Annotated in this window: 16 protein-coding genes; 5 read left to right on the top strand and 11 right to left on the bottom strand. The window is 52.1% G+C overall.

Translation table 11 applies throughout. The annotated features are described in order from the left end of the window. Positions 1–1,362 carry a glutathione-disulfide reductase gene (gorA, locus tag ACMAY6_RS14950; RefSeq protein ID WP_435213124.1) on the bottom strand — a complete coding sequence of 454 codons (1,362 nt, stop codon included), beginning with the start codon at positions 1,360–1,362 and terminating at the stop codon, positions 1–3. 90 nt (positions 1,363–1,452) lie between these two features. On the opposite strand from gorA, the gene ACMAY6_RS14945 reads away from it, so the two are divergent. The 3 genes from ACMAY6_RS14945 to ACMAY6_RS14935 all read left to right on the top strand — a co-directional run bounded on the left by ACMAY6_RS14945 (position 1,453) and on the right by ACMAY6_RS14935 (position 4,836). Next, positions 1,453–2,589: a DUF481 domain-containing protein gene (locus tag ACMAY6_RS14945; protein WP_435213122.1), complete on the top strand. Its 1,137-nt coding sequence runs from the start codon at positions 1,453–1,455 to the stop codon at positions 2,587–2,589. Positions 2,590–2,651: 62 nt separating this feature from the next. Next, positions 2,652–3,956 carry a ribonuclease J gene (locus ACMAY6_RS14940; protein ID WP_435213120.1) on the top strand — a complete coding sequence of 435 codons (1,305 nt, stop codon included), beginning with the start codon at positions 2,652–2,654 and terminating at the stop codon, positions 3,954–3,956. Between the two features lie 31 nt (positions 3,957–3,987). After that, positions 3,988–4,836 (top strand): hypothetical protein, encoded by an 849-nt coding sequence (locus ACMAY6_RS14935; protein WP_435213118.1) that lies wholly within the window; start codon positions 3,988–3,990, stop codon positions 4,834–4,836. A gap of 2 nt (positions 4,837–4,838) precedes the next feature. On the opposite strand, the gene ACMAY6_RS14930 is transcribed toward ACMAY6_RS14935, so the two are convergent. The 3 genes from ACMAY6_RS14930 to ACMAY6_RS14920 are packed head-to-tail and all read right to left on the bottom strand — an operon-like array spanning position 4,839 to position 10,206. After that, the gene (locus ACMAY6_RS14930; RefSeq protein ID WP_435213116.1) at positions 4,839–6,302 is read right to left on the bottom strand and encodes a transglycosylase SLT domain-containing protein; all 1,464 of its coding nucleotides are present in this window, start codon (positions 6,300–6,302) and stop codon (positions 4,839–4,841) included. Next, positions 6,302–9,202: a S8 family serine peptidase gene (locus tag ACMAY6_RS14925; protein WP_435213115.1), complete on the bottom strand. Its 2,901-nt coding sequence runs from the start codon at positions 9,200–9,202 to the stop codon at positions 6,302–6,304. Before ACMAY6_RS14925 ends, ACMAY6_RS14930 begins: the two co-directional genes overlap by 1 nt. A gap of 20 nt (positions 9,203–9,222) precedes the next feature. After that, positions 9,223–10,206: an NAD(P)H-quinone oxidoreductase gene (locus ACMAY6_RS14920; protein WP_435213113.1), complete on the bottom strand. Its 984-nt coding sequence runs from the start codon at positions 10,204–10,206 to the stop codon at positions 9,223–9,225. A gap of 132 nt (positions 10,207–10,338) precedes the next feature. Between ACMAY6_RS14920 and ACMAY6_RS14915 the strand changes: the two genes are divergently transcribed. Continuing rightward, positions 10,339–11,526, top strand: coding sequence for an iron-containing alcohol dehydrogenase (locus ACMAY6_RS14915; RefSeq protein WP_435213111.1), 1,188 nt, complete (start codon positions 10,339–10,341; stop codon positions 11,524–11,526). Here the strand turns inward: ACMAY6_RS14915 and ACMAY6_RS14910 are convergent. Beyond that, positions 11,516–12,406: an alpha/beta hydrolase gene (locus tag ACMAY6_RS14910; RefSeq protein WP_435213109.1), complete on the bottom strand. Its 891-nt coding sequence runs from the start codon at positions 12,404–12,406 to the stop codon at positions 11,516–11,518. The two genes, ACMAY6_RS14915 and ACMAY6_RS14910, sit on opposite strands and share 11 nt — an antisense overlap. Beyond that, positions 12,381–13,658 (bottom strand): MBL fold metallo-hydrolase, encoded by a 1,278-nt coding sequence (locus ACMAY6_RS14905; protein WP_435213107.1) that lies wholly within the window; start codon positions 13,656–13,658, stop codon positions 12,381–12,383. The genes ACMAY6_RS14910 and ACMAY6_RS14905 overlap by 26 nt, the downstream gene beginning before the upstream one ends. Before the next feature lie 12 nt (positions 13,659–13,670). Here ACMAY6_RS14905 and ACMAY6_RS14900 point away from each other — a divergent pair, with 12 nt between their 5' ends. Beyond that, positions 13,671–15,305 carry a glycerol-3-phosphate dehydrogenase/oxidase gene (locus ACMAY6_RS14900; protein ID WP_435213105.1) on the top strand — a complete coding sequence of 545 codons (1,635 nt, stop codon included), beginning with the start codon at positions 13,671–13,673 and terminating at the stop codon, positions 15,303–15,305. Positions 15,306–15,368: 63 nt separating this feature from the next. Here the strand turns inward: ACMAY6_RS14900 and ACMAY6_RS14895 are convergent, their stop codons facing one another. The 5 genes from ACMAY6_RS14895 to ACMAY6_RS14875 form a co-directional block, all read right to left on the bottom strand. After that, positions 15,369–16,016, bottom strand: coding sequence for a chalcone isomerase family protein (locus ACMAY6_RS14895; protein WP_435213103.1), 648 nt, complete (start codon positions 16,014–16,016; stop codon positions 15,369–15,371). After that, positions 16,013–16,561, bottom strand: coding sequence for a DUF2878 domain-containing protein (locus ACMAY6_RS14890; RefSeq protein ID WP_435213101.1), 549 nt, complete (start codon positions 16,559–16,561; stop codon positions 16,013–16,015). The genes ACMAY6_RS14895 and ACMAY6_RS14890 overlap by 4 nt, the downstream gene beginning before the upstream one ends. A 47-nt stretch (positions 16,562–16,608) precedes the next feature. Continuing rightward, on the bottom strand, positions 16,609–17,976 hold the full coding sequence (locus ACMAY6_RS14885; protein ID WP_435213100.1) for an aminotransferase: 1,368 nt from the start codon (positions 17,974–17,976) through the stop codon (positions 16,609–16,611). A gap of 616 nt (positions 17,977–18,592) precedes the next feature. Then, positions 18,593–19,453, bottom strand: coding sequence for a response regulator transcription factor (locus tag ACMAY6_RS14880; protein WP_435213098.1), 861 nt, complete (start codon positions 19,451–19,453; stop codon positions 18,593–18,595). A gap of 105 nt (positions 19,454–19,558) precedes the next feature. Beyond that, the gene (locus tag ACMAY6_RS14875) at positions 19,559–20,980 is read right to left on the bottom strand and encodes an aldehyde dehydrogenase family protein (RefSeq protein WP_435213096.1); all 1,422 of its coding nucleotides are present in this window, start codon (positions 20,978–20,980) and stop codon (positions 19,559–19,561) included. Positions 20,981–21,268 lie beyond the last annotated feature (288 nt).

Raw genomic sequence — 21,268 nt, 5'->3', positions numbered from 1 at the left:
TTAGTCGCTGTCCACTTCGCGTAGGGTGACCAATTCTTCAGCGGCCGTGGGATGAATTCCGATCGTGCGATCGAAATCTATTTTAGTGGCCCCCATTCGCAGGGCAATTGCCATGCCTTGCAGAATTTCTCCGGCATCGGGCCCTACCATATGGACGCCTATTACTCGCTGACTCGCCTGATCAACAATAAGCTTCATCATTGACCGTTCGTCTCTGCCGCTGAGAGTGTGCTTCATAGGCCGGTACTCGGAGCGGTAAATATCAAGACGACCAAAGAACTGCCTTGCTTCCGCCTCGGTATAGCCCACCGTACCGACATTGGGCTGGCTAAAGACAGCGGTTGGAATGAAGTCATAGTCGACCACGTGCCCGCCGGCGCCAAATTCACGGTGAGCAAAAGCCATGCCTTCAGCGAGGGCAACGGGGGTGAGTTGTTCCCCACCAATCAAGTCACCTACAGCGTAGACCGACGCTTCCGCGGTTTGAAATTCATCATTGACGGCGATAAAGCCATTTTCATTAAAGCCAACAGTTGTGCATTCAAGATTGAGGTCCGCAACATTGGGCCGCCTACCGGTAGCGCACAAAATGGCGTCAACCTCTACCTCGGTATCGTCTTCGAAAACCGCCCTGTAGCCATTTGCGCTCGGTTCTATAGATTTTGGATTTGTATTAAAGCGCAGGTCGACACCGGTTTTCCGAACCTCCTGTGCAAGGAATTGACGGATATCGTCGTCAAACCCACGCATGAAAAGGTCTCCGCGGTAGGCTTGCACAACCTCGGCGCCCAAGCCATTGAAAATTCCTGCGAACTCGGTGGCAATGTAACCACCGCCAACAATCAGCAATCGTTTTGGGAAGTGTTCCAGGTCAAAAATTTCGTTCGAGGTCAGCATGTGCTCTTTGCCGGGCAAATCTGGAAGGTAGGGCCATGTGCCTGTGGCAATTAAAATCTTCTTGGCGCGAAAAGTTTGGCCTTCAACGGTTACGGTATGGGGGTCTAAAAGTCGCGCGCGACCCGAAATAATGGTGGCGCCCGGGGCTTCCAGCAGCCGTTCATAGATCGCATTCAAGCGAGATATTTCAGCTTTTTTACGGTCCCTCAGGGTCGGCCAATCAAACGTTGGAGCGTCACCCTGCCAACCAAAACCGGCACTGTCGGTAAAACCTTTGGAAAATTCGCTGGCATACACGTATAGCTTTTTGGGCACGCACCCAACATTCACGCAGGTGCCTCCCATATATCGATCTTCGGCAATGGCAACCCGGGCCCCTAGTGAAGCCGCGACACGAGCGGCACGAACGCCACCAGAACCGGCACCAATGACAAAGAGATCAAAATCGAAGGCTTCGGAAGTCATAAACTTTGCCCGTAGTTCGTCATTTATTGCAATTCAAATTTCCAATGAGATGTCGTAACCTCGCAGATCTTCGAAAACGAGACACTCCAAATGACCATTGTAACCTTTGCGTCAGTGCAGCGCTTGCTGCTGGCGCTATTGTTTGTTGCCGCTGCGACGCCACTGAGTGCAGCAATTGATCCTGATTTGACCGAGCCTTCGGACGCCGGTCGTATTCACCTTACCGACGGTACCGTGATTGTCGGGGTTGTCACTGGAATTCGAGGCGGCAAAGTCAAAGTAGCAACCGCTTTCAGTGATGATGCGCTAAACATTCCTGCCGATATGGTGGCGAATTTTGAGCAGATTCAGGAAACCCATCTGATGCTGAAAGATGAAAGCGTGGTCACTTTACCCGCCATTGAGGTGGTCGATGGTGCTCTAGTTCTTGAAAGTGAGACCATTGCTCTGGCTGATATTGATGTCATGAATCCGGAGCCTTGGGAGCGGGGTCAGGGCTTTAAATGGACGGGAGACACCAGTGCAGCGCTGGCTGTTGCAAGGGGCAACACCGATACCAACGAGCTCGACGTTGCTATTAACACCGTCTTAAAGTCCACCAGGGATCGGTACACGTTAAACGGTAGTATCGATATGGACGACACAGGTTCCGCCGACAGTGATGTCCGTACCGATACGTCGGACAAATGGAAGCTGCTGGGCAAATACGATTATTACTTAAAAAATGACCGGAATTACCTGGGCTTTAACCTTGCTGTTGAAGCTGATGCCCTGGCAGATATCGATATACGAACCTATGTAGGACCCTATTTTGGTCGTGTTCTATTGGATAACGACATGATTTCCCTCGATGGTGAATTGGGACTGGCTTATGTCTCCACGGAGTACACCCAGCCACAGTTTGATGATATCCAATGCCTCGATAGCGCGGGAGTGAGTCGGGGTCCTAAAGCGTGTGCTTTCGATAAAAAAAGTTACGGCGCCGTAAATTGGAACCTCACAGGGGAGAGCAATATTTTAGGCGGTAACTCAAAGCTTTACCTGCGTCATGTGGGCATTGTAGGCACCGAGGGCACTGAAGATGTGCTGCTTAAGACAACGGCAGGGCTCTCTTTTCCGCTGGTATTTGGTTTTCAGGCAGCCGCTGAATTTTCAATTGATTATGACGGCTCACTCGATGAGGAAGTCGACCAAAAATACAGTTTCCGCGTGGGGTATGCCTGGTAGCAATGACTCCTCCAGACAACGCAACCTGGTTTCTACCCCTCGGTGGTACCGGTGAAATCGGGATGAACCTGAACTTATACGGCCACAATGGACGTTGGTTGCTGGTCGATTGCGGGATCACCTTTGAGCATGATTTGGGCAGCACGACTGGGCGGCCTAAAATTCAGATGCCAGACCCCGCGTTTATAGCCGCGCGCAAGCATCTCATCGATGGGTTGATTATTACTCATGCCCACGAGGATCATCTTGGCGCGGTGCCGTATTTATGGCCTATGCTTGATTGCCCGGTGTACACGACCCCTTTCACGGCGTCGGTGTTGCGTAAAAAAAGTGGTTGGCGCGGCAGTATCTCGCCCTCTCCACTGATTGAAGTCCGGCCCAGCGATCGACTTCAGATTGGCGCCTTCGATGTTCAGTGGCTGCCTATTACACATTCGACGCCGGAGACTTGTGCATTGCTAATACGCACCGCGGGTTGCAGCGTTTTGCACACCGCCGACTGGAAGGTCGATAAACGGCCCGTTGTGGGCCCTAGCTGGCAAGTTTCGGATTGGGCAGGTAAGGATTTTGAGGGCCTGAATGCGGTTATTTGTGATTCAACCAATGCACTAAAAGCTGGACGCTCGCCCAGCGAAGGCGATGTGGCCGATGGCTTGCTTCAGACTTTGGCGCCGTTAACGGGGAAAGTTGTGGTGGCTTGTTTTGCCAGCAATGTGGCCCGATTGCAGTCGATATTGCGCATTGCCCATGCAACCGGTCGTCGAGCGGGTTTGCTGGGGCGATCCCTTGAAAATATGTACCGGTGTGCATTGGCCAACGATTACCTGCACCCAGATTTTAAACCTATTTCCCACGAACACCTCGAGTATCTGCCTGAATATGAGGTGCTTGCCCTTGCGACGGGAAGCCAAGGCGAAGTGGGTGCAGCGCTACATAAATTGGCCTTGGATACCCATCCACACTTGTCTCTAGGTGAGGGTGATACGGTTATTTTTAGCGCTAAAACAATTCCGGGCAATGAAGTTGCAGTCGCTCGCTTGGTAGAGAATTTAAGGGCTCGCAAGATCGCCGTTATTCATGGGGACAACAGCCAACGTACCCTGCATGCCTCGGGTCACCCCTGCCAGGATGAGCTCATCGATTTATATCAAAGTCTCCGCCCTGACCTAGTGATACCTGTTCATGGTGAGGCAGAACATATGACCGCTAATGCCAATTTAGCAAAGGCGAATGGGGCGGCTGCCGCATTGACCGGGCGCAATGGCGATCTATTTCATCTTGCACCTGTTCCCGGTGTGAAGCGGCAGTGGGCGGAGACAGGGCGGCTCGAGTGGCTAGAAAATGACCACCGACTGATTTCTGCATGAGCTGCAAAGATGTCCTTGAGTATTCTCGCTGATGAGTGGTTTGATAAACCAAAAGATGGTTGCAGCAATCGCCACAATGCTTTGCCTTGGCCCCCCAGCCGCCTTCGCCACAGAGGGCCACAGTTATCTTCAAACCAAAAACTTTCTCTATGCTGGAGGCTTTTGGCAGGACGGTGAATTAACCGTAGAGAGTCGCCGCGGTGATACTGGCTCGGCCACAATAAAATTGGATGATTTGGGTGTTAATCGTGAATACACCAGTTGGATGTTTGATTACCACCGCCATGTATCCAATCGTTGGAAAATTTCAGCATCGATATACCGTTATTCGGACGGCAGATCGGGGCAGCTATTGAAAGAAGACATTGTTTGGGAGGGTCAGAATTTTTCAGCAGGTGTCGACGTAGGTATTGACTGGAAGATCGATACTTTAATTATTGATGCCATGTATACCGTGAAGCGCACTAATAATTTTGAGCTCGCCGTTGGCGGTGGCTTGCACGCTGTCGATACGGAGCTGGTCATTCGGGGGCAGGGAGTGATCAATGGTGGCGATAATGCGGCACAAGGCTCGGGTGAAACCGCCAAGGGTTCTCTAGTTGTACCCTTACCCAACCTACGCGTTACCGGATTTTATGCCTTTAATGAGAAGTGGTCGACACAAGCTACTCTGGGCTGGCTATCTCTGAGCATCGACGAATTCGACGGCAGCTTCAAGTACGCGCATCTGCGTGGTCAATATCAAATCAGCGACACACTGGGCTTATCCTTGGGTTACCAGTTGGTAGAGATCGACGTGGAAGAGCAGATAAGATTGGGATCCCGTCGTTTTGATATGTCTTTTCAAGGCGTAACCGCTGCCTTGACGTTCGCCTTTTAATTTTAATGTTGTTCGTGAGCGGGCGCTCCAGCGGTATGACGCGCGGCTTCACGGCGAGCGCTCTCTCGATTGATCATCTGATAGCTCAGGTAATATTTGAAGATGTTGGCTACGTACTGAACCGTCTCTCGGCCGATTTTCTCTGCGGCTATGACCTCGACGTTGTCAAACCATAGGTAGGGGTCATAGCCTCGAGTACGCGCGGTCTCTTGAAGACGGCGCACTTTGGCCGGTCCTGCGTTGTAGGCCGCAAGAGCCAGTAGAGCGCCGTTCAATGGGTCCATATTGGGATCGCTAAAATAGCGACGCTTCAAAAAAGCGAGGTACTTGGCGCCTGCTTCAATATTTGGGTCGACTTCATGAATATCGGGTATCCCCACATTCTTATCAGCGGCAGTGCTGGGCAACAATTGCATGACACCAACAGCACCGGCACCGCTGCGTACGTTTTGATCCAGGCGCGATTCTTGAAATCCCTGAGCGGCCAGTAGCGCTGGGTCGATACCGTAGCTCACACCGTGGCGGCGAAACAGGGCTTCGAGATCGCGATATCGCTGCAGCTCACTTTCGGCGTTGGTGTTGGCTGCCCAATTAAAATCTCGGACGTAACGGTTCTTCAAAATATTCCCAAATAAAGTGCCTTCTTTATTATCTTTCAGGAAGTTATTAAGAAATTTTTTAAGTTCGGGGTTATCTTGACGGACAGCCCAAGCGTGACGGCTACCCGCTCTAAAAATAATATCATTGCGAATGTTGAGATTAGTGAACACCCCTGACCATTGAGTAGGCTTATAGTCATCGACAATAGTCCAAGGCAATAGACCGGCGTCGACCATTTCAATCAGGTCTTCGTCCTCCAGCAATTCTGACATGGGCTCTAAGGAGACTGGGGCCTTACCTTCTTGGGTGAAACGCTTATTAAGTGTTGTAATACTATCGCTGTAGCTTGACGAGGCCCTGAGGTACACACTTTTACCAGACAGATCATCTATTGAGTTAATGGGCGGAGCACTGGGGCCTGTGACTAAAATTTCTTTTAGGGGTTTGCTGGAAGGTATGGTGAACGCGGCTTGCTGCTCGCGCGCCGGTGTAACGGTAGTCCCCGCGATAATAATATCTCCCCGCCCCTGCTCTAGAGCGAGGAAAAGTTCGTCCCTAGCTACGGGTAATACAAATACCGCCACCTTTAGGTGTCCGGTATCAAAGCTCTCATTGATGACCTTTTCAAGACGGTTCGCATACTCTGCGGTGACCCCTTTTGCTCCATTGTCTAGGTAATAGCGTCCCGGTCCGTAAACGGTCAGTATACGAATAATTCGCCTGCCCACCATGCCCGGGAGGTCGCCGGTGTACGAACTGTTGCTGACTAAAGCAGTGGGATTTTGAAGGTCGCTGGTTTGTGCCTGTGAAGCTGCTCCCAATAGCAGGGACAAAAAGAGTCCGATAAAAACATGGGTGAGTCTCATTATCGTTGTTTCCTATTTTTCTTTAAACGGCTATTGGTCATCGGTTTTAACGTGGTTTTACTGATACTTGGAAGGCTGATCTGGTAATCGCTAGGGAAGACAATGTCATTTCGGTCTTCTGAGATGGTAATGACCGCTGGGGTGTCGATACTAGGCCAAGCGCCGCAGGTCTCACCGGCATCGCAGATAAAAAGATCATTATCGTTATCTGTCCCGGCCCAAATTTCGTAGGTTCCTACAGGGAGCCGATCTACCTCTATTGCGTCAGGCCCGAGTAAAAAGTTTGTTGTGATGGCATATTCATCGTCGATATAGCTAAGGTCACTTGCCGCTGCAGTGGTGCCTTGCCAAATTTCTTGGGTCTCTGAGTTTATAAAGAGAACATATATGACTCCAACATTCCCGAGGTCCCCTGCAGTATTATTGCTTACTCGAATTTCCACCGACACCGAAACATCTCCGGCAGTCGATTGAAAGACGACATCTGTACGATAGTTGCCCTCTGTCAAATTCTGGCGGTCGACGCTCACCCGCCACGTTCCAAGTCCAGCTGCGTCGGTATTCCCTTCACTGATTGATAGCCAATCTGCTGTTTTTTCGACATTGACAATAGAAACCTCTCCGCCGCCCTGATTAGTAACCACCAAGTCGGCGGTGTTCAGACTGCTGCCAAAATTTAATAGACTGGTAGAGACCCCCAGCCTGGGCGGAATATCGATTTCGCCGCCAGCGTAAGAAATGGCTGCTGTTACGGCTTTGCGGGCATTGATCATGCCCCAGCCAAAGGTATTATCGCGACCGGTATCACCTAAATCATCGGTTAGCAGTCCCAGCTGAAGCAAGTCTTCTACTGTTGATGCATCCAGATTAGGGTTCACTGATTTCATCAATGCAAACACACCGGCAACATGCGGGGTGGCCATGCTCGTGCCTTGAAGAAAAACGTATTCTGGGAGTCCGTCTGAATAGTAAGTACTAATGATGCCATCTGGTTGGCCATCACCATTGGCATCTGCGCCCAATCGTCCACCAGGAGCGACAAGATCAAGTGCCGGCCCTCGATTAGAATAGTCGCTAATACCGTTGACAGCGTCAGTGGCACCCACTGCAAAAATATCTGCATAACCTCCGGGGTAATCGACGTTGCTACTGCCGTCATTGCCACTTGCCGCAGCAATTAAAATGCCGCTGTTAGCAACCGCTGTATAAAGATTTTGAGCGGTTTGGCTAAATCCGGCACCCCCGATACTCAGATTTATTACAGCGGCAGGGTTGCTAGGCAAGGTATTTGCGTCATTGCTGAACCCGGCGGCGTAACGCACTGCCTGCAAAATGTCGTAGGTAGAGCCCGAACCGTCTGCACCTAGGGCGCGCAATGGCATGATTCGCGATGAGTACGCTACGCCAGCAATTCCGCGGTTATTGTTGCCGGTAGCACCGATGGTCCCAGCGACGTGTAAACCGTGGAAATCTCCAGATCTAAGGGGGTTACTGCCCTCACCTATATCAGTGGGGTCGGGGTCGATACCATCTCCATCACCGGCACTTGTGGCATCTGAGATGAAGTCGTACCCGTCAATGAGTTGACCTCGAATATCGGGATGGTCGCTAATAATGCCGGTATCAATGACAGCAACGACGACCCCTGGATCTCCCGTCGTTGTATCCCAAGCAGCTGGGACTCCAATTTGGTCTAGGTGCCACATGAAACGAATAAAACTGTCATCGGTTGTGGCCTTTGTTTGCACTTTCCAGTTGGGCTCGGCTAGGGCAACACCGGGTTCTTTTGTCAGACGTTTCGCGAGAATGCGAGTCTGCCATTGAGCCAGGCGATAGGGATCATGACTTAACTCGGCTTGCCGGCTGATTAAGTGTGAACTGTCGTTAATGCCTAGGCTGCTTGGGGTCGCTGGCTGCATGTTGAATCGCCGGGCTCGCCCAAGCCCACCACCTGTTTCCAGCAAGGCAAATTTGTGCTTTAAATGATGCTGCCTATCTTCAATAATATCCCGTTTGAAAATTCCTTCACCTTCCCAAGTGACCAGCGCTTCACCGGGTATGACCTGAGGCTTCGTTATTTGACTTGAGGCAGTGCCATTGTTTCGACCAACGGTTAAAACATAGTTGGCGGCGCCGCTGAAGACGGTGGCATTGACGTACCAAGTTCCGGCTTCGGGGATGGTGAGCTGCTCGACCTCTCCTGTGCCTAAGCTGCTATCGACTGGCTCCCCGTCACGGTCATACAGGTATAAATCAAGGTCTGAATTTAGATAGTCGGATGCGAACAGAGTGACAACATCTCCCGCTTCTGCCTCTACGATAAAATAATCGTCAAAATCTCCGGCGTCTTGGGTTTTACCTGATGCACCTTCTCCCGGTAAGTTTATATATCCGCCAGCGGCGCCGGGGTTGAGAAGTGGTTGGGCGAGTTGAAACGTGTTGTTTGAGGCGAAAAAATTTTCCGAGTTATTGGTATCGAAGTCGAGTGTTGCCAACTCCGGTATCTGTAAACCTCCGGAGACCGATACCTCTTGAGGGATATCTGTTGCTTCGAAGATTGGTGCTAAGCGAGCGACAGAATCAGAGTTAAAAATACGATTGCGAAGTGATGTAGGCAGGATTCGGAGGCTGAGCTCGCAGGACCCCTCTATCCCTTCGCAGACATTACTGCCAGTCTTGGACCAGCCGGTAAAACGGTAGCCAGCATTTGGGATCGCAGTAAAAGCCTCTTCAAAATTGTAGTCTGTAATGTCGCTTTGGCAGGTTGTAGCCGTGTCGCAATCAAAATTGCCCGACGCAGATGTAACGCGTCCACCCTCTGGGACAATCACCTCCAGCCTGCAACCAGCAGTCATCATGATGACTGCTGACAAAAAGAGTTTGAGCGGTAGATTTGCCATTCCGATGTTAGCCTTAAATATTAAGTTTGGCGGCAATCAAGCAAGATTTTCCCAAAGTGTTCACCCGATTGCATACGATTTTGTGCTGCTGTGGCTTCCTCTAATCTGAAAACTGTATCGATGTGAGGTTCAATCTGCCCAGCAGCCACGAGTGGCATCATGGTTTCTTGGAGGGCCGCAAAGCCCTTAGCACGTCCTCCCATACCCAAACCGCGGAGTGTGCTGCCGGTCAGTGTCAGACGCTTCATTAGTATTGGAACCAACTCTATCTCCGCTTTGGAGCCGCGCATGACGCCAATGCAAACGATGCGACCGTCGGGCGCAGCGAGCTCAAAATTCAATGGGGTGAAATCCCCGCCCGCCATATCTAAGGTCACATCGATAGCGCCTGTAAGCGCCAAATTTTTAAAGTCTTCTCTGAGAGTATCACTGCGATAATCCAACACCAAGTCGGCACCCAGGCTTCGCACGCGGGCACATTTTTCATGGCCTCCGGCCGTTGCCACGACTCGAGCACCCCAAGCCTTCGCCATTTGGATCGCCATTGTGCCAATACCGCTGCCGCCACCGTGAACCAGCAGTGTTTCATCGGGCTTCAGACGTCCGAGAGTGAATACGTTGTGCCAGACTGTCAGCAACGCTTCAGGAAGTGCAGCACCGCTGCGACTGTTGATGTTGGCTGGCAGTTTCAGCGTATGATCGGCTCGGGCGTTGACGCTTGTGGCGTAACCGCCGCCCTGAACCAAGGCCGCAACGCTATCGCCTATCTCAAACCCTTCAACATTAGGTCCGATAGCGGCAACTTTACCGGCAACTTCGAGCCCTAATATGGGAGAGGCATCGTCCGGAACAGGATAAAGCCCCAAGCGCTGCAGAATATCGGCGCGGTTGACTCCAGCAAAATCTACGGCAATCGTTATTTCACCTGCGTCGGCTGCAGCGATGGTATCGTTACAGAGAGACAGCGTGTCGGGGTTTTCAATATCGATGTACTGGCGGTGCATAAAATACCTCAATCTGCATACAACAAAGCATACCCCACTGCATTGAATACGTATCGCCAAAATTCCCTGTAGCTATGTGGCTGTCATGGGGAGTAATGTGCACCACTTGAGTTTAATTTTTGGGAGGAATTTGTGGCCAAACCTATGTTTTTGCGCAGCGCCAAGCGGCAGTTTAATTTCACAATGGCACGGTTGTTGTTTGGTAATAAATCCACAGCGCCGCATTTCGCCTTGGTGGGTTCGGGCAGTGCGAATCATCTTTGCCAGCGCATCTTGGAGAGCGGCCATCAGCGCGTACTTATTGTTACTGATCGGCCTTTGCGTGACTTAGGGATTGCTAGTCGAGCCTGCGAGGTCCTTATTAATGCTGGAATAGATCTGATCTGGTACGACGGAGTGCAGCCTGATCCGACCTTTACTCAGGTTCGTGAGGGTGCGCAGATACTGCGTGAGCAGGCGTGCACCGCCATTCTCGCAGTAGGCGGTGGATCGTCAATGGATGCCGCGAAAATCATTGCGGCGACCCTTGATTCTACAGATGAGCCCGAGTCTTGGGCGGGTATCAATAAAGCGCCTGACACGGCAGCGCCACTCTATGCCATTCCCACTACAGCGGGAACCGGCAGTGAGGCGACCATGGGAGCTGTCATCACTCACGAAGGTGATCAAAGCAAGGTGGTCATCAGCGGCGCGGCACTTCTACCGGTTGCAGTCGCCCTGGACCCTGACCTCTTACTGGCGCTGCCCCCCGCGATTACTGCGGCTACGGGATTAGATGCTCTGACGCACGGTGTTGAGGCTTATATCGGTATTTGGAGTAGAGGCACCAGTTTAGAAACAGCCCGTATGTGTGTGCGTGGCGTGGCCCACTGGCTCCCGCGAGTGATGGCAGAGCCCGGTGATTCTGAGGCTCGACTGGGAATGTCGATGGCCGCTTATTATGGCGGTGTAGCGATTAATCAGGTAAACGTCGGGGCGGTCCACGCCATAGCTCATCAGCTTGGAGCCTTCTATCACTTGCCTCATGGCGTTGCCAACGCCATGGTATTGCCCCATGTTTTGCGTGTTTTTGGGGACTCTGCAAAAACCAGCCTTGAAGAATTAGCCCCTTTAATGGGGGTTTCTGGGGCAGGTGCTGCCATTGATGCTATGGAGTCTTTGCGTGAGAGCGTGGGCTTACCGGGTAATTCTGACGCCATTAAGGTTGCGGATTACGAAAAAATTACCGAACGCGCCTTGGAAGAGAGTGACGGTTATTTCTCACCGAAAATTCTCACAGGGTCAGACGTTGGTCAGGTATTGAGAGCAATTACGGCGTAGTTGAGAAGGGCTTGAGCCAATCGCTGGCGAGGCTGATGAAGTGCTGATGGCCGGCGGTTGGACCCTCTGAACAAGCGAAACCGTGCGCCTCGTCATCGTAGTGGTGGTAGGTCACGTCGACCCCAGCCTGACGCATGCGAATACCTAGGCGTCGGCCATCATCTCTTAGTACGTCTCGTTCTGCTGTGACAATTAAACTTCTTGGGAAGTCGCGGTAATCGGTGCGTCTGTTGAGGAATACCTGCTTTGCGGCCGGGTCTGCAGGGGTGATATCCCCCATGTAAGTATCGACAAACCAGCGCATGATAGGCGCTGTCAGTGGCTTGGAGCGGGCATGCTCACTAAAAGATGGAAAGCCATGCAGGTAGTGCTCTGTGGCCGGGTACAGCAGGATACTTCCTACGAGTCGCGGTTCCTCTGGCATTGAAGCTAGGGTGCAGGCGGCCAAATTACCGCCTGCACTGTCTCCTGCGATGATCGCTTTTCCGTTGTTCGGTGCCAAAGTATTCAGGTTGTCCAAGATCCATCGAGTGGCGTGAAAACTGTCATCGTGGGCGGCTGGAAAAGGATATTCCGGTGCCAAACGGTAATCGACCGACATCAGAGTGCAATCGGTAGCGGCAACTAAAGCGCGGCAAAAAGGATCGTGGGTGTCGAGGTCGCCAATAACCCAACCACCACCATGGAAATAAATAATAATAGGGTGGTCTTCCCGCCCATGGTACATACGTGCTCGGATCGGTCGGTGGTCTATGGGCAGTATCAGGGTACTGGTTGCCACATCCCGCCCGGGGGGCGCGTCACGCCAAACCCTCGCATTGATAAAGCGATAGTAGTAGCGAAAAACTAGCGCTTTAAGTCGCGAGAGGAATGTTTTCATCGTTATCAATATAGCGGGCGTCGGGATTTTGGGTATACCAATGCACACCGGCCTCGTCGGTATTTTTACTGATATTGCCCCGCTGCAATAAAAGATTCAGATTAGCGAGCGTTTCACCCGTGGCCAGGCCTATTAATTTATCGGAAATTTCTCGTGTGAATAGACTGGGAAAGCAGTCTACCGCGCGCTTGGGTTCTGAAAGGTAGTCGTATACCGACTGCAAGCCCTGTCGGTGACTGTCAATGATCTGGTTGATGCGAATGTGCAACCCATGAAAGGGGTTTTGGTGAGCCGGTAGCACCAGAAGATCATTGGGTAGAATGTTGAGCAGGCGGGCGTTTGAGTCCATCCATTCAGCCAGAGGATTGCCCTCGGGCTCTGTTGGAAAGACGGAGACGTTGGGGGTAATCCTTGGCAGAACTTGATCACCTGCAATAAGAATTTTTAAGGCTGGGCAGTACAAACAGGCATGCTCAGGTGAATGACCTGACCCGACAATCACTTGCCAGTAACGATCACCAATGGTGATGGTTTCTCGGTCGACCATGCGTCGAAAGCAGTGAGGCATGGGCGCCATCATGGCGCCAAAGGTCCCGAAGCGTTGGCGATATTGATCGAGCTGATGATCGTCGTAGCCCGCGCCGCGATAAAAGTCTACGCCGGCCTTCGGTGCGTCACGGCCGGTATAGCTCGCCATCAGCTGACACATGACGTACTCCTCACGGGTCATCCATAGGGGACAGTCAAACTGTTCGCAAAGCCATCCAGCAAGACCGATGTGGTCGGGATGCATATGAGTGCAGATAACTCTGAGAATGGGCTTACCGCCCATGAAATCTCCGAATAACCCCTCCCATATTGTTCGGGAATCTTCGGATGCGAGACCCGTATCAACCACGGTCCAGCCATCACCATCTTCAAGCAGCCACAAATTAATGTGATCAAGAGCCATGGGCATGGGCATACGTACCCACCAAACACCCTCAGCTACAGGGAATGGTTTCAGGGGTTCGGGTGCTTGCTGACGACCCCATGGGTAATTCAGTCCGCGGTAGTGTTCGTCGAGTTGCTGCAACATGACAACGCCATGATTATTGGTCAGTGGAGAGTTTGCGGCCTGCAAGAGAGCTTGTCCACGCTTGAGGTCATGACAAAGGTACTCCCAAAATGCTGTTAACGTTTGCGCCTGACGTGGCACAATCTCGTCAGGGCCCTGCACGTCCAAACCAATGGCCAGTTCGCTGTATTTCAAGAGTTTATAAACATGCTTGAGGACACCTCCGCCTCTCTTTACTCACCTCCCGCACGGGAGCAAACCCTTGCGGCACTTGAAAATGCCTGCTTAGACACATTGGTGGTGGGCGCCGGTATCAATGGTGCGGTTGCGGCCGCAGCCTTGGCAGGTTGCGGTGTAAAGGTGGGTGTAGTGGATCGTGGAGATTTCGCTGGGGGTGTTAGTTCTCATTCTAGTAATCTTGCGTGGGGGGGAATTAAATACCTTGAGTCTGGTGAATGGCGCCTGGTGCGTAAACTCTGCCGCTCTCGAAACCGGCTGATGGATGCCTATCCATCGACCGTTCGAGAGATCCGCTTTTTTACGAGTATTGGCAAAGGATTCCGGATGTGGTCGGTCTTTGTATGGCTGGGCGCGCTGCTCTATTGGCTTATGGGAAACTGTCGAATGGCCGCACCACGCTATCTGACGACGGGAAAGATTCGCAGTGAGGCGCCGGTTGTGGCTGCTGAAGGTGTGGTGGGTGGTCTGGAGTACTCAGATTGCTATCTCTACGACAACGACTCGCGTTTTGTGTTCAATTTTGTGCGTCGTGCAGCGGATGCGGGTGGACTTGCGGCTAACTATCTCGCCGTTGAGGCCCTAGAGTGGCTATCTGACCAATCTTGTTGGCGCGCGACATTGCGCGATCGCGTGGCTGGTCGTGTCTTTTCGTTAAATGCGAAGACGATTGTCAACGCGACAGGACCCAACACTGACCTTCTTAATGAGTCTGTGGGTGTCGCGACAGAGCACCGCCATGTGCTGTCGAAGGGCATTCACCTAATTGTAGACCGTGTCACTGATGCCGCTAAAGTTTTGACATTTTTTGCCAGCGATGGACGGTTGTTCTTTGTCATCCCGATGGGGCCTAAGACTTGTATTGGCACTACTGATACCCCTGTTGATGACCCGTCGGTGGGTGTTACAACAAAGGATCGAGACTTTGTTCTTGCTAACGCGAATGCCCTGCTCAACTTGCCTAAACCTCTGACCGCTGCTGATGTGATTGCCGAGCGGGTTGGTGTTCGGCCTCTGGCTGTCGCCGGTGACGTCGCTGGTCGTGATTGGGTGCAGTTATCCCGAGAACATCAGGTTGAGGTCGATAGTGAGCGGGCCTTTGTGAGTGTATTTGGGGGCAAGCTCACAGACTGCCTGAATGTGGGTGATGAGTTAGTGTCGGTAATTTCTGATCTTGGAGTAGAAATTCCAGATCCGGATGCCAAGTGGTTTGGGGAGTCGGGCGCTGGTTGCCGCGCAAAATTTATGGCTCGAGCCGCGGCAATGGAGCTGGATAAACTCACGCCATCGAGTGCCTCAGAGCCACTCTCGATCCGATTTTGGCGCCGCTATGATAGGGCTGCCTTTGACCTTCTCGATGACATAGCCTCGAACATCACTGAGGCAGAGCACGTGCTTACTGGAGCTGAATATACTCGGGCAGAGCTGCGCCTCATTGCCAAGCGAGAATGGATTGTTGAGCTATCAGACTTTATGCGACGACGGTCTAAAGTTAGTCAAGTCGTACGTCGGGATGCTTTGTTAACAGACTCCGGCTTAGAAGAGTTGGCGGCGTTGCTTGTGGGCGCTTCTGCCAAGCAGCAGGTCGCAGCCTATCGGGCTTAGTTGAGATTGCTTTGGGCGTCCTCTTATGGTTACTCCGGCACTGAGTTTATGGTGTTTAAGCGTCTACTTCGAGAGGCCAATGAGTTGCTTTCGTAGTTTGGGTCGCGTTGTGTCTGCCGCTAGCCAGATACCGGAAAAATCCTCGCCAAATTGTGGGTTTTGCAGGCTGCCAAGGCGTTCCCCGTTAAACAGGAATGTTGAGACTCCGGCTTTGTTGATAGCCAGTGAAATGACATCCCCCTCGGTGACATTGGGCCACATGACGCGTAAATCTTCCTGCCATTGCGCATGCTGGGCTGACACTTTGCCCTGCTCGGCCCATTCTTTTCCCGTTTGCTTGGCTAAGTCCTCTGCAGAAATCGTGCGTAGGTAACGGATATCGAGGCGAAATGGCTTTGTGCCCTCGTTCCACGTCCCGTCGGGGGTGTAAAGGCTCGATTCATACACCTCCCAAAAAAACACCTTGAGCAGCGCCGCCCCGCATTTTTTCAGTGCAACGTTTTGGTCTGGATACACATTAGCAGCGAGAGTTGATGATGCAGGGCTCAAGGGGTTGTACCCGGGAGACGTTTGATTCCCCCCTGCATATGCCGTGGCAATGGACATGCAAACGGCCACTAAGCATGCTGCGCTGATTAACCAAGGCTTCGCGAAGGCAAGTGGTCTTCTCGGCTCATTAATAGTGTTTATCGTTTCGCTGTGTCCGCTCATGCTTGCTCCAAGGGTGGGGCTTTTCCGGCTATCTGATAAAGCCCGGGTAATAGTATGGCCCACGTGGCGATGAGCACAGCACCGGAGACTACAGGGTCCATTGGTAGCGCGACGGCGCCCATTTTCGCGCCAACAGCGTAGTTAAAAGGCACGCCAATACCTCCTACTAGTGCAGCCAACCCCCGTGAACGACCAAAAACGCCCAGGGCACGGGTCAAGGCCGCAGCAAAGGCCACCCATAAGGCCATGAGCCATAGGGGAACGAGAACAGGGCCAAAATCAAAAATGCCAATGACACTGAGTAGGGTATCGACACCAATCCCCACAGCAGCTATCGGTAGCAGTCGCCTCGCCTCATCACGTGCTGAGGCGACCAATGTGAAATGCAGCGTCAGCATGGCCAAGGTGTAAAGCAGTAGTGCATCACGCCCTAGCACGCATAAAAACCAAGTGCTTTGAAACCAGATGGCGTTGAACCAGGTCTTTTCGGCGAGGCCGAGTGCCCGCAGACGTCGCAGTGATTGAGAGAGTGCTTCCATCCCCATAATACGCGGGCTCTGGGCCCGCAGATTAAGGGGATAAATGACGCGCTCTAGGATGCGCTGTAGTGACTCGCCGTTTTATCGAGGGCTACAGACAACTTTTCAAAGAGCGTATCGATTTCTGCAGGTGTGGTCACAAAGGGAGGCGCCATGATCATCGCATCACCTGTTTGGCGCACCATTAGACCGTCTTCGATAGCGCGATCTCTACAGTAAACTGCGCCTGCTGACTCTGGGGCTAAACGTTCTCGACTGCCTTTGTCTTTGACTAATTCTGCCGCAGCGAACATGCCCAGTACTCTGACCTGCCCAACGATGGCATGGGCCTCGAGCTCTTTGACTCGCATGGCAAAGTGAGGGGCAAGGTCTTCAGCTGTTTTCTCGATAATGCCGGTATTCTGGTAAATATCGAGGGTGGCGAGTCCAGCAGCGCAAGAGGCGGGATGCCCTGAATAGGTGAGCCCGTGAGCGAACTCCCCTCCCCCGCTAAGCAACACGTCAGCCATTTTGTCGTTGATCATCGAGCCCCCTAGGGGCATAAAGCCGTTGGTGACAGCTTTTGCGAAGGTGATCAGATCGGGTTCCACGCCGTAGGTTTCGCAGCCAAACCAGCGCCCAGTGCGACCAAATCCACAAATTACTTCGTCAGAAATAAACAGGATGTCGCGTTCGTCGAGAATGCGTTTTATCTCTGGCCAATAACTCTCGGGGGGGATAATGACGCCCCCTGCCCCTTGCACCGGTTCGGCAATAAAGGCCGCCACATTTTCTTCGCCCAATTCATCAATCTTGGCCTCAAGCTCTCTGGCCGCTTGAATGCCAAAGCTGGCCTCATCGAGGTCACCGCCACGCTCAAACCAATGCGGCTGGTTGATGTGATGAATGTAGTTTAATCCCATGGTCTGATCATGCATGGCTGACATGCCGCCTAGTGAGCTGGCGGCGATGGTGGAGCCGTGATACGCATTCTTTCGGCTGATGACGAGTTTTTTGTTGGGTTTACCCAAAAGGTCAAAGTAGCGGTGCACCAGCTTCAACTGAGTATCGTTAGCCTCTGAGCCTGAATTCGTGAAAAAAGCGTGGTTGAAACCCTCAGGTGTGACCTCTGCGAGTTTGCTGGCGAGCTCCACTGCGGGCTGGTTCGAACATCGAAAGAAATTGTTGTAGAACGGCAGCTCTTGGAGTTGTGCAGCGACGGCGTTTTTGATCGCATCCATGCTGTAGCCTAAGTTACAACACCACAATCCGGACATGCCGTCTTGAATTTTGTGGCCATCCGAATCGTAAATGTAAATATGTTCAGCTCTGCTAATAATTCGGCCACCGTTTTGAGCATAGTCATTGAAGTCTGTAAATGGGTGAAAATGATGGTCCTGATCGAGCTTCTTGAGTGTGGCGGTGTCGAGTGTAGCGTTCACGGTATTTCCCCTAAGTCTGGTCGTCGGTCTCTCGCGGTTGGCGGTCGCTGTGGACAAGGCAAGAGTTGCGCGTCATGCGCATCGTGACACATGCGTTGCGGAGGAGCATTACCCCTTTGGGGGTGGGCGCCCCATTTTCCAGGGTAGGGCCAATCAGTTTGTTTTCGGGCGCGATCCCGAGTTTGCATTAAGGTACGGAGGGGAGTCACGGGATTGATGGTGTCTCATGCGGCTAAGTTTTTGCCGAGCCTCTCAAGCCCACCAACTTGCCAACTTTATCGAAAAATACGAGATTTCCGGTTAAATATGCGCTTAATTCAGATAAATTCGCTGAAAAATCTTTAACGCCTAGAAAATCTTACGGTGATTAAAAGCCGTGGTTGATCAATCTGCGGTTTTCTTGGGGCTATCTTGTCAATAAAATAAATTAAAATTCGCTAAAATTCACCAATAGCTTCTTAAAGCCGGCAATTAGCCACATCTGACTATTGTTCCAGTTGTGTTTGCTGACGTGAGGGGGGGGGCGTTTTTGCTTGGCGCTGGGCGCCTTATCCAGATCGCAAGTGAGGGTAGCCTGGGTTTGCGTTGCTGTGGCTTCGATCTTAACCGGTTGTGCTCATCGACTTTGCTGGTAAGCAATAAGAGGGTCTTGGTTATAGTCTTGCGGAATGCTAAATATACAATCCATAAACAAGTGGAATAATTCTCCCTGTGAGGAGATGTCTAGCTTGCTGTAGGCGTGTTTACGATGCAGCTTAATGGTTTCTGCGGAGACCCCGAGTTTTTCAGCAATACGCCGTGTGCTGTTTCCCAGCAGCACATGTTCAACCACTTCCCGTTCACGACGAGTCAGCAGCGAGCTGCCAAAAGTCGCCAGCGCGCCATTAAGTTGTTGACGTATCTGGGGTTGTATGGGGTTGAATTGCGGCGCGTTTGCCCAATGGCTTTGCGCCAGTGCTTCAATAGCAGGGAAGGCGTCGGCAATGGTTTTGAGTTGTTCTGCGGTAAAAAATCGATCGGTGGCCATGGTGGTGAGCGCGCAGTGCAGAAAGCCGTCGGGCAGTGATAGCAAAACGCCGCATTCGTCATTGAAGCCTGTGAGCGGGTACCACGTTGAGAAGTACTCACTATCTCTGAAACCCTCTGGTGCTAGGTCTCCCAGTGCAAATATCCCTCGTAATCCGTCAATGCCTGCCGCGCGGTAAAAGGGGTCTAACAAAAAGGCACCTTGCAGGTAGGCGTCCAAGGTGCTCTCGGCGCCGTCGGTGCGGGGTTCGTTGTAAGCGACCTGGGGTAGGTGATCGGATCTGAACCAAAGAAGGGTGCCGTCCTCGGCACCGGTGAGGTCCATTAGGGCCTGAGTGAAAATCTGGGGAAACTCGTGCTCGTGTAACGCTGGAATGACCCGAGCTAGGGTGGCAGCGACCTCAGCAAGGTTGGCCGAAGCGGTGTGTGAATCAACCTGTGGGTGTTTCATACGCAGCCTTGATTACCTACTCATTGCTGATTTGATCAGCGAGTCAGGGAGTCATCCCCACAGATGACTGCGCCCCTGCCGCTCAGAACCAGTTAGTAAAATGTCTTATGCCAGTTTGTCCCTGACACCTCCAAATAAATCTTCATCTGAGGGCACAATTTTATTCTCGGCTAAGGGCTTTGAGACCCAGGTCTCATTGATAAGGTCCCGCCATGACACATTGTGGTTGGTGCCGTTGCCCCCCCACGAGCCACAACCTAACGAAAATGTCTGGCGCATGCCGTTCCACACGTTACCGCTGTTAGAAGCCGCCTGTGGCTGGTTCACCATAACTCTTGAAGTGTGGGTGCTTGCCGCTAACTTCATAATGTTGTCGTCATCGTTTGAGTAGATGCCGCAAGAGTGGCCCTGGCCTTGGTAGGCTTGGATGTTACGGGTCAACTCAATGGCGTGCTCAATGTTTTGGGCACGATACAGAGCCATGATGACGGATAATTTCTCTCCAGAGAAAGGGTGTTCGGGGCCGAAACCGTCCTCGAGAACGATCAAGAATTGGGTGCCTTCTGGGGGCTCAATTCCGGCCATAGCGGCAATTCGATCCACAGGCTGGGCAACCATGGCCGTGTTGATATGTAGCTCCTCGTCCCAGAGTGTCGCTTGCAGTTTGGCTTTCTCCTCGTCTGAACAGACATAGCCTCCTTGAGCTTGAAGGCGCTGCAACATGTCGTCGTAGATTTCGTCAATCAGCAGTACTGAGTTGTCGGACGAGCATGAAGCCGCCAAATCAAGAGTTTTGGAGATGCGAATCTTCTCCGCGGCGTCGTCGAGGTCGGCTGATGAGTCTACGGTGATTACGGCGTTGCCCACACCGACGCCGAGTGCCGGGGTGCCACTCGAATAGGCTGCAGACACCATGGCGCCACCGCCGGTAGCAAGGACGCGATCGCATTGCCGCATGAGCTCGTTGGTGGTGTCTAACGATGGGGTTTCAATACCTATCACCAAATCTTCGGGTGCTCCCATGCGTTTGAGTGCACTTCTCATCAAATCACAAATTTTCTTATTGGTCAGTTTTGCCCGGGGGTGCGGTGCAATGATGATTGAATTGCGGCCTTTGACCGCATGAATACCCTTAATCACCGGAGTTGCCTCGGGATTGGTCGAGGGCGCCAGTGCGCCAATGACCCCAAGCGGCTTTGCAATAATTTTAATGTTTCGATCGGGATATTCTTCAATAACGCCAACAGACTTATCATCAATAATGTCGGCTAAAGTCGCGCGTGTTTTACGCTGGATTTTAAGGAACTTGCCTTCGTAATTGCCAAGTCGGGTTTCGTCCACGGTGAATTGAGCGACCTCCTCGGCTACACCGGGTTGTGCAACCGCCCAAACCATGGCCCGAATCAGGTCATCGACCTGCTCTTGAGAGTAATGCTCAATTGCCTGCTGGGCGGCACGGGAGCGCGCCACTAAACTGGCGATGTAAGCCTTTGGGTCAGTGAGGGGGTCAATGGCTGCTGAGTTCATCCTGTGCTTCCAGTATTTGTTTAAGAAAAACGGTGATTCCCTATAATAAACGCTGGACTATTACCTTGTCAGCAACAAGGATAGGCGTTAGTACCAAGACGGACCAAGTTCTTTGCCTTTTTGGCGTCGAATTGCCACCGTTAATGAGCTAACCGGGTCATCGAAAGTGGGTCTCGGTTTGAGGTTAACTGGGTGCCCACTTGGGCACTGAAGCGGTGAAAGCTGCGACTAACGGGTGGCTGGGGCAAAAAAATAGTGGTCGTTGCGGTCACCCCGGAAATTGCGTTC

This window comes from Luminiphilus sp. nBUS_16 (genome assembly GCF_051201645.1).
GTDB lineage: Bacteria > Pseudomonadota > Gammaproteobacteria > Pseudomonadales > Halieaceae > Luminiphilus.
The sequence above is the reverse complement of the archived record's forward strand: the minus strand, read 5'-3'. Positions and strand labels throughout refer to the sequence as shown.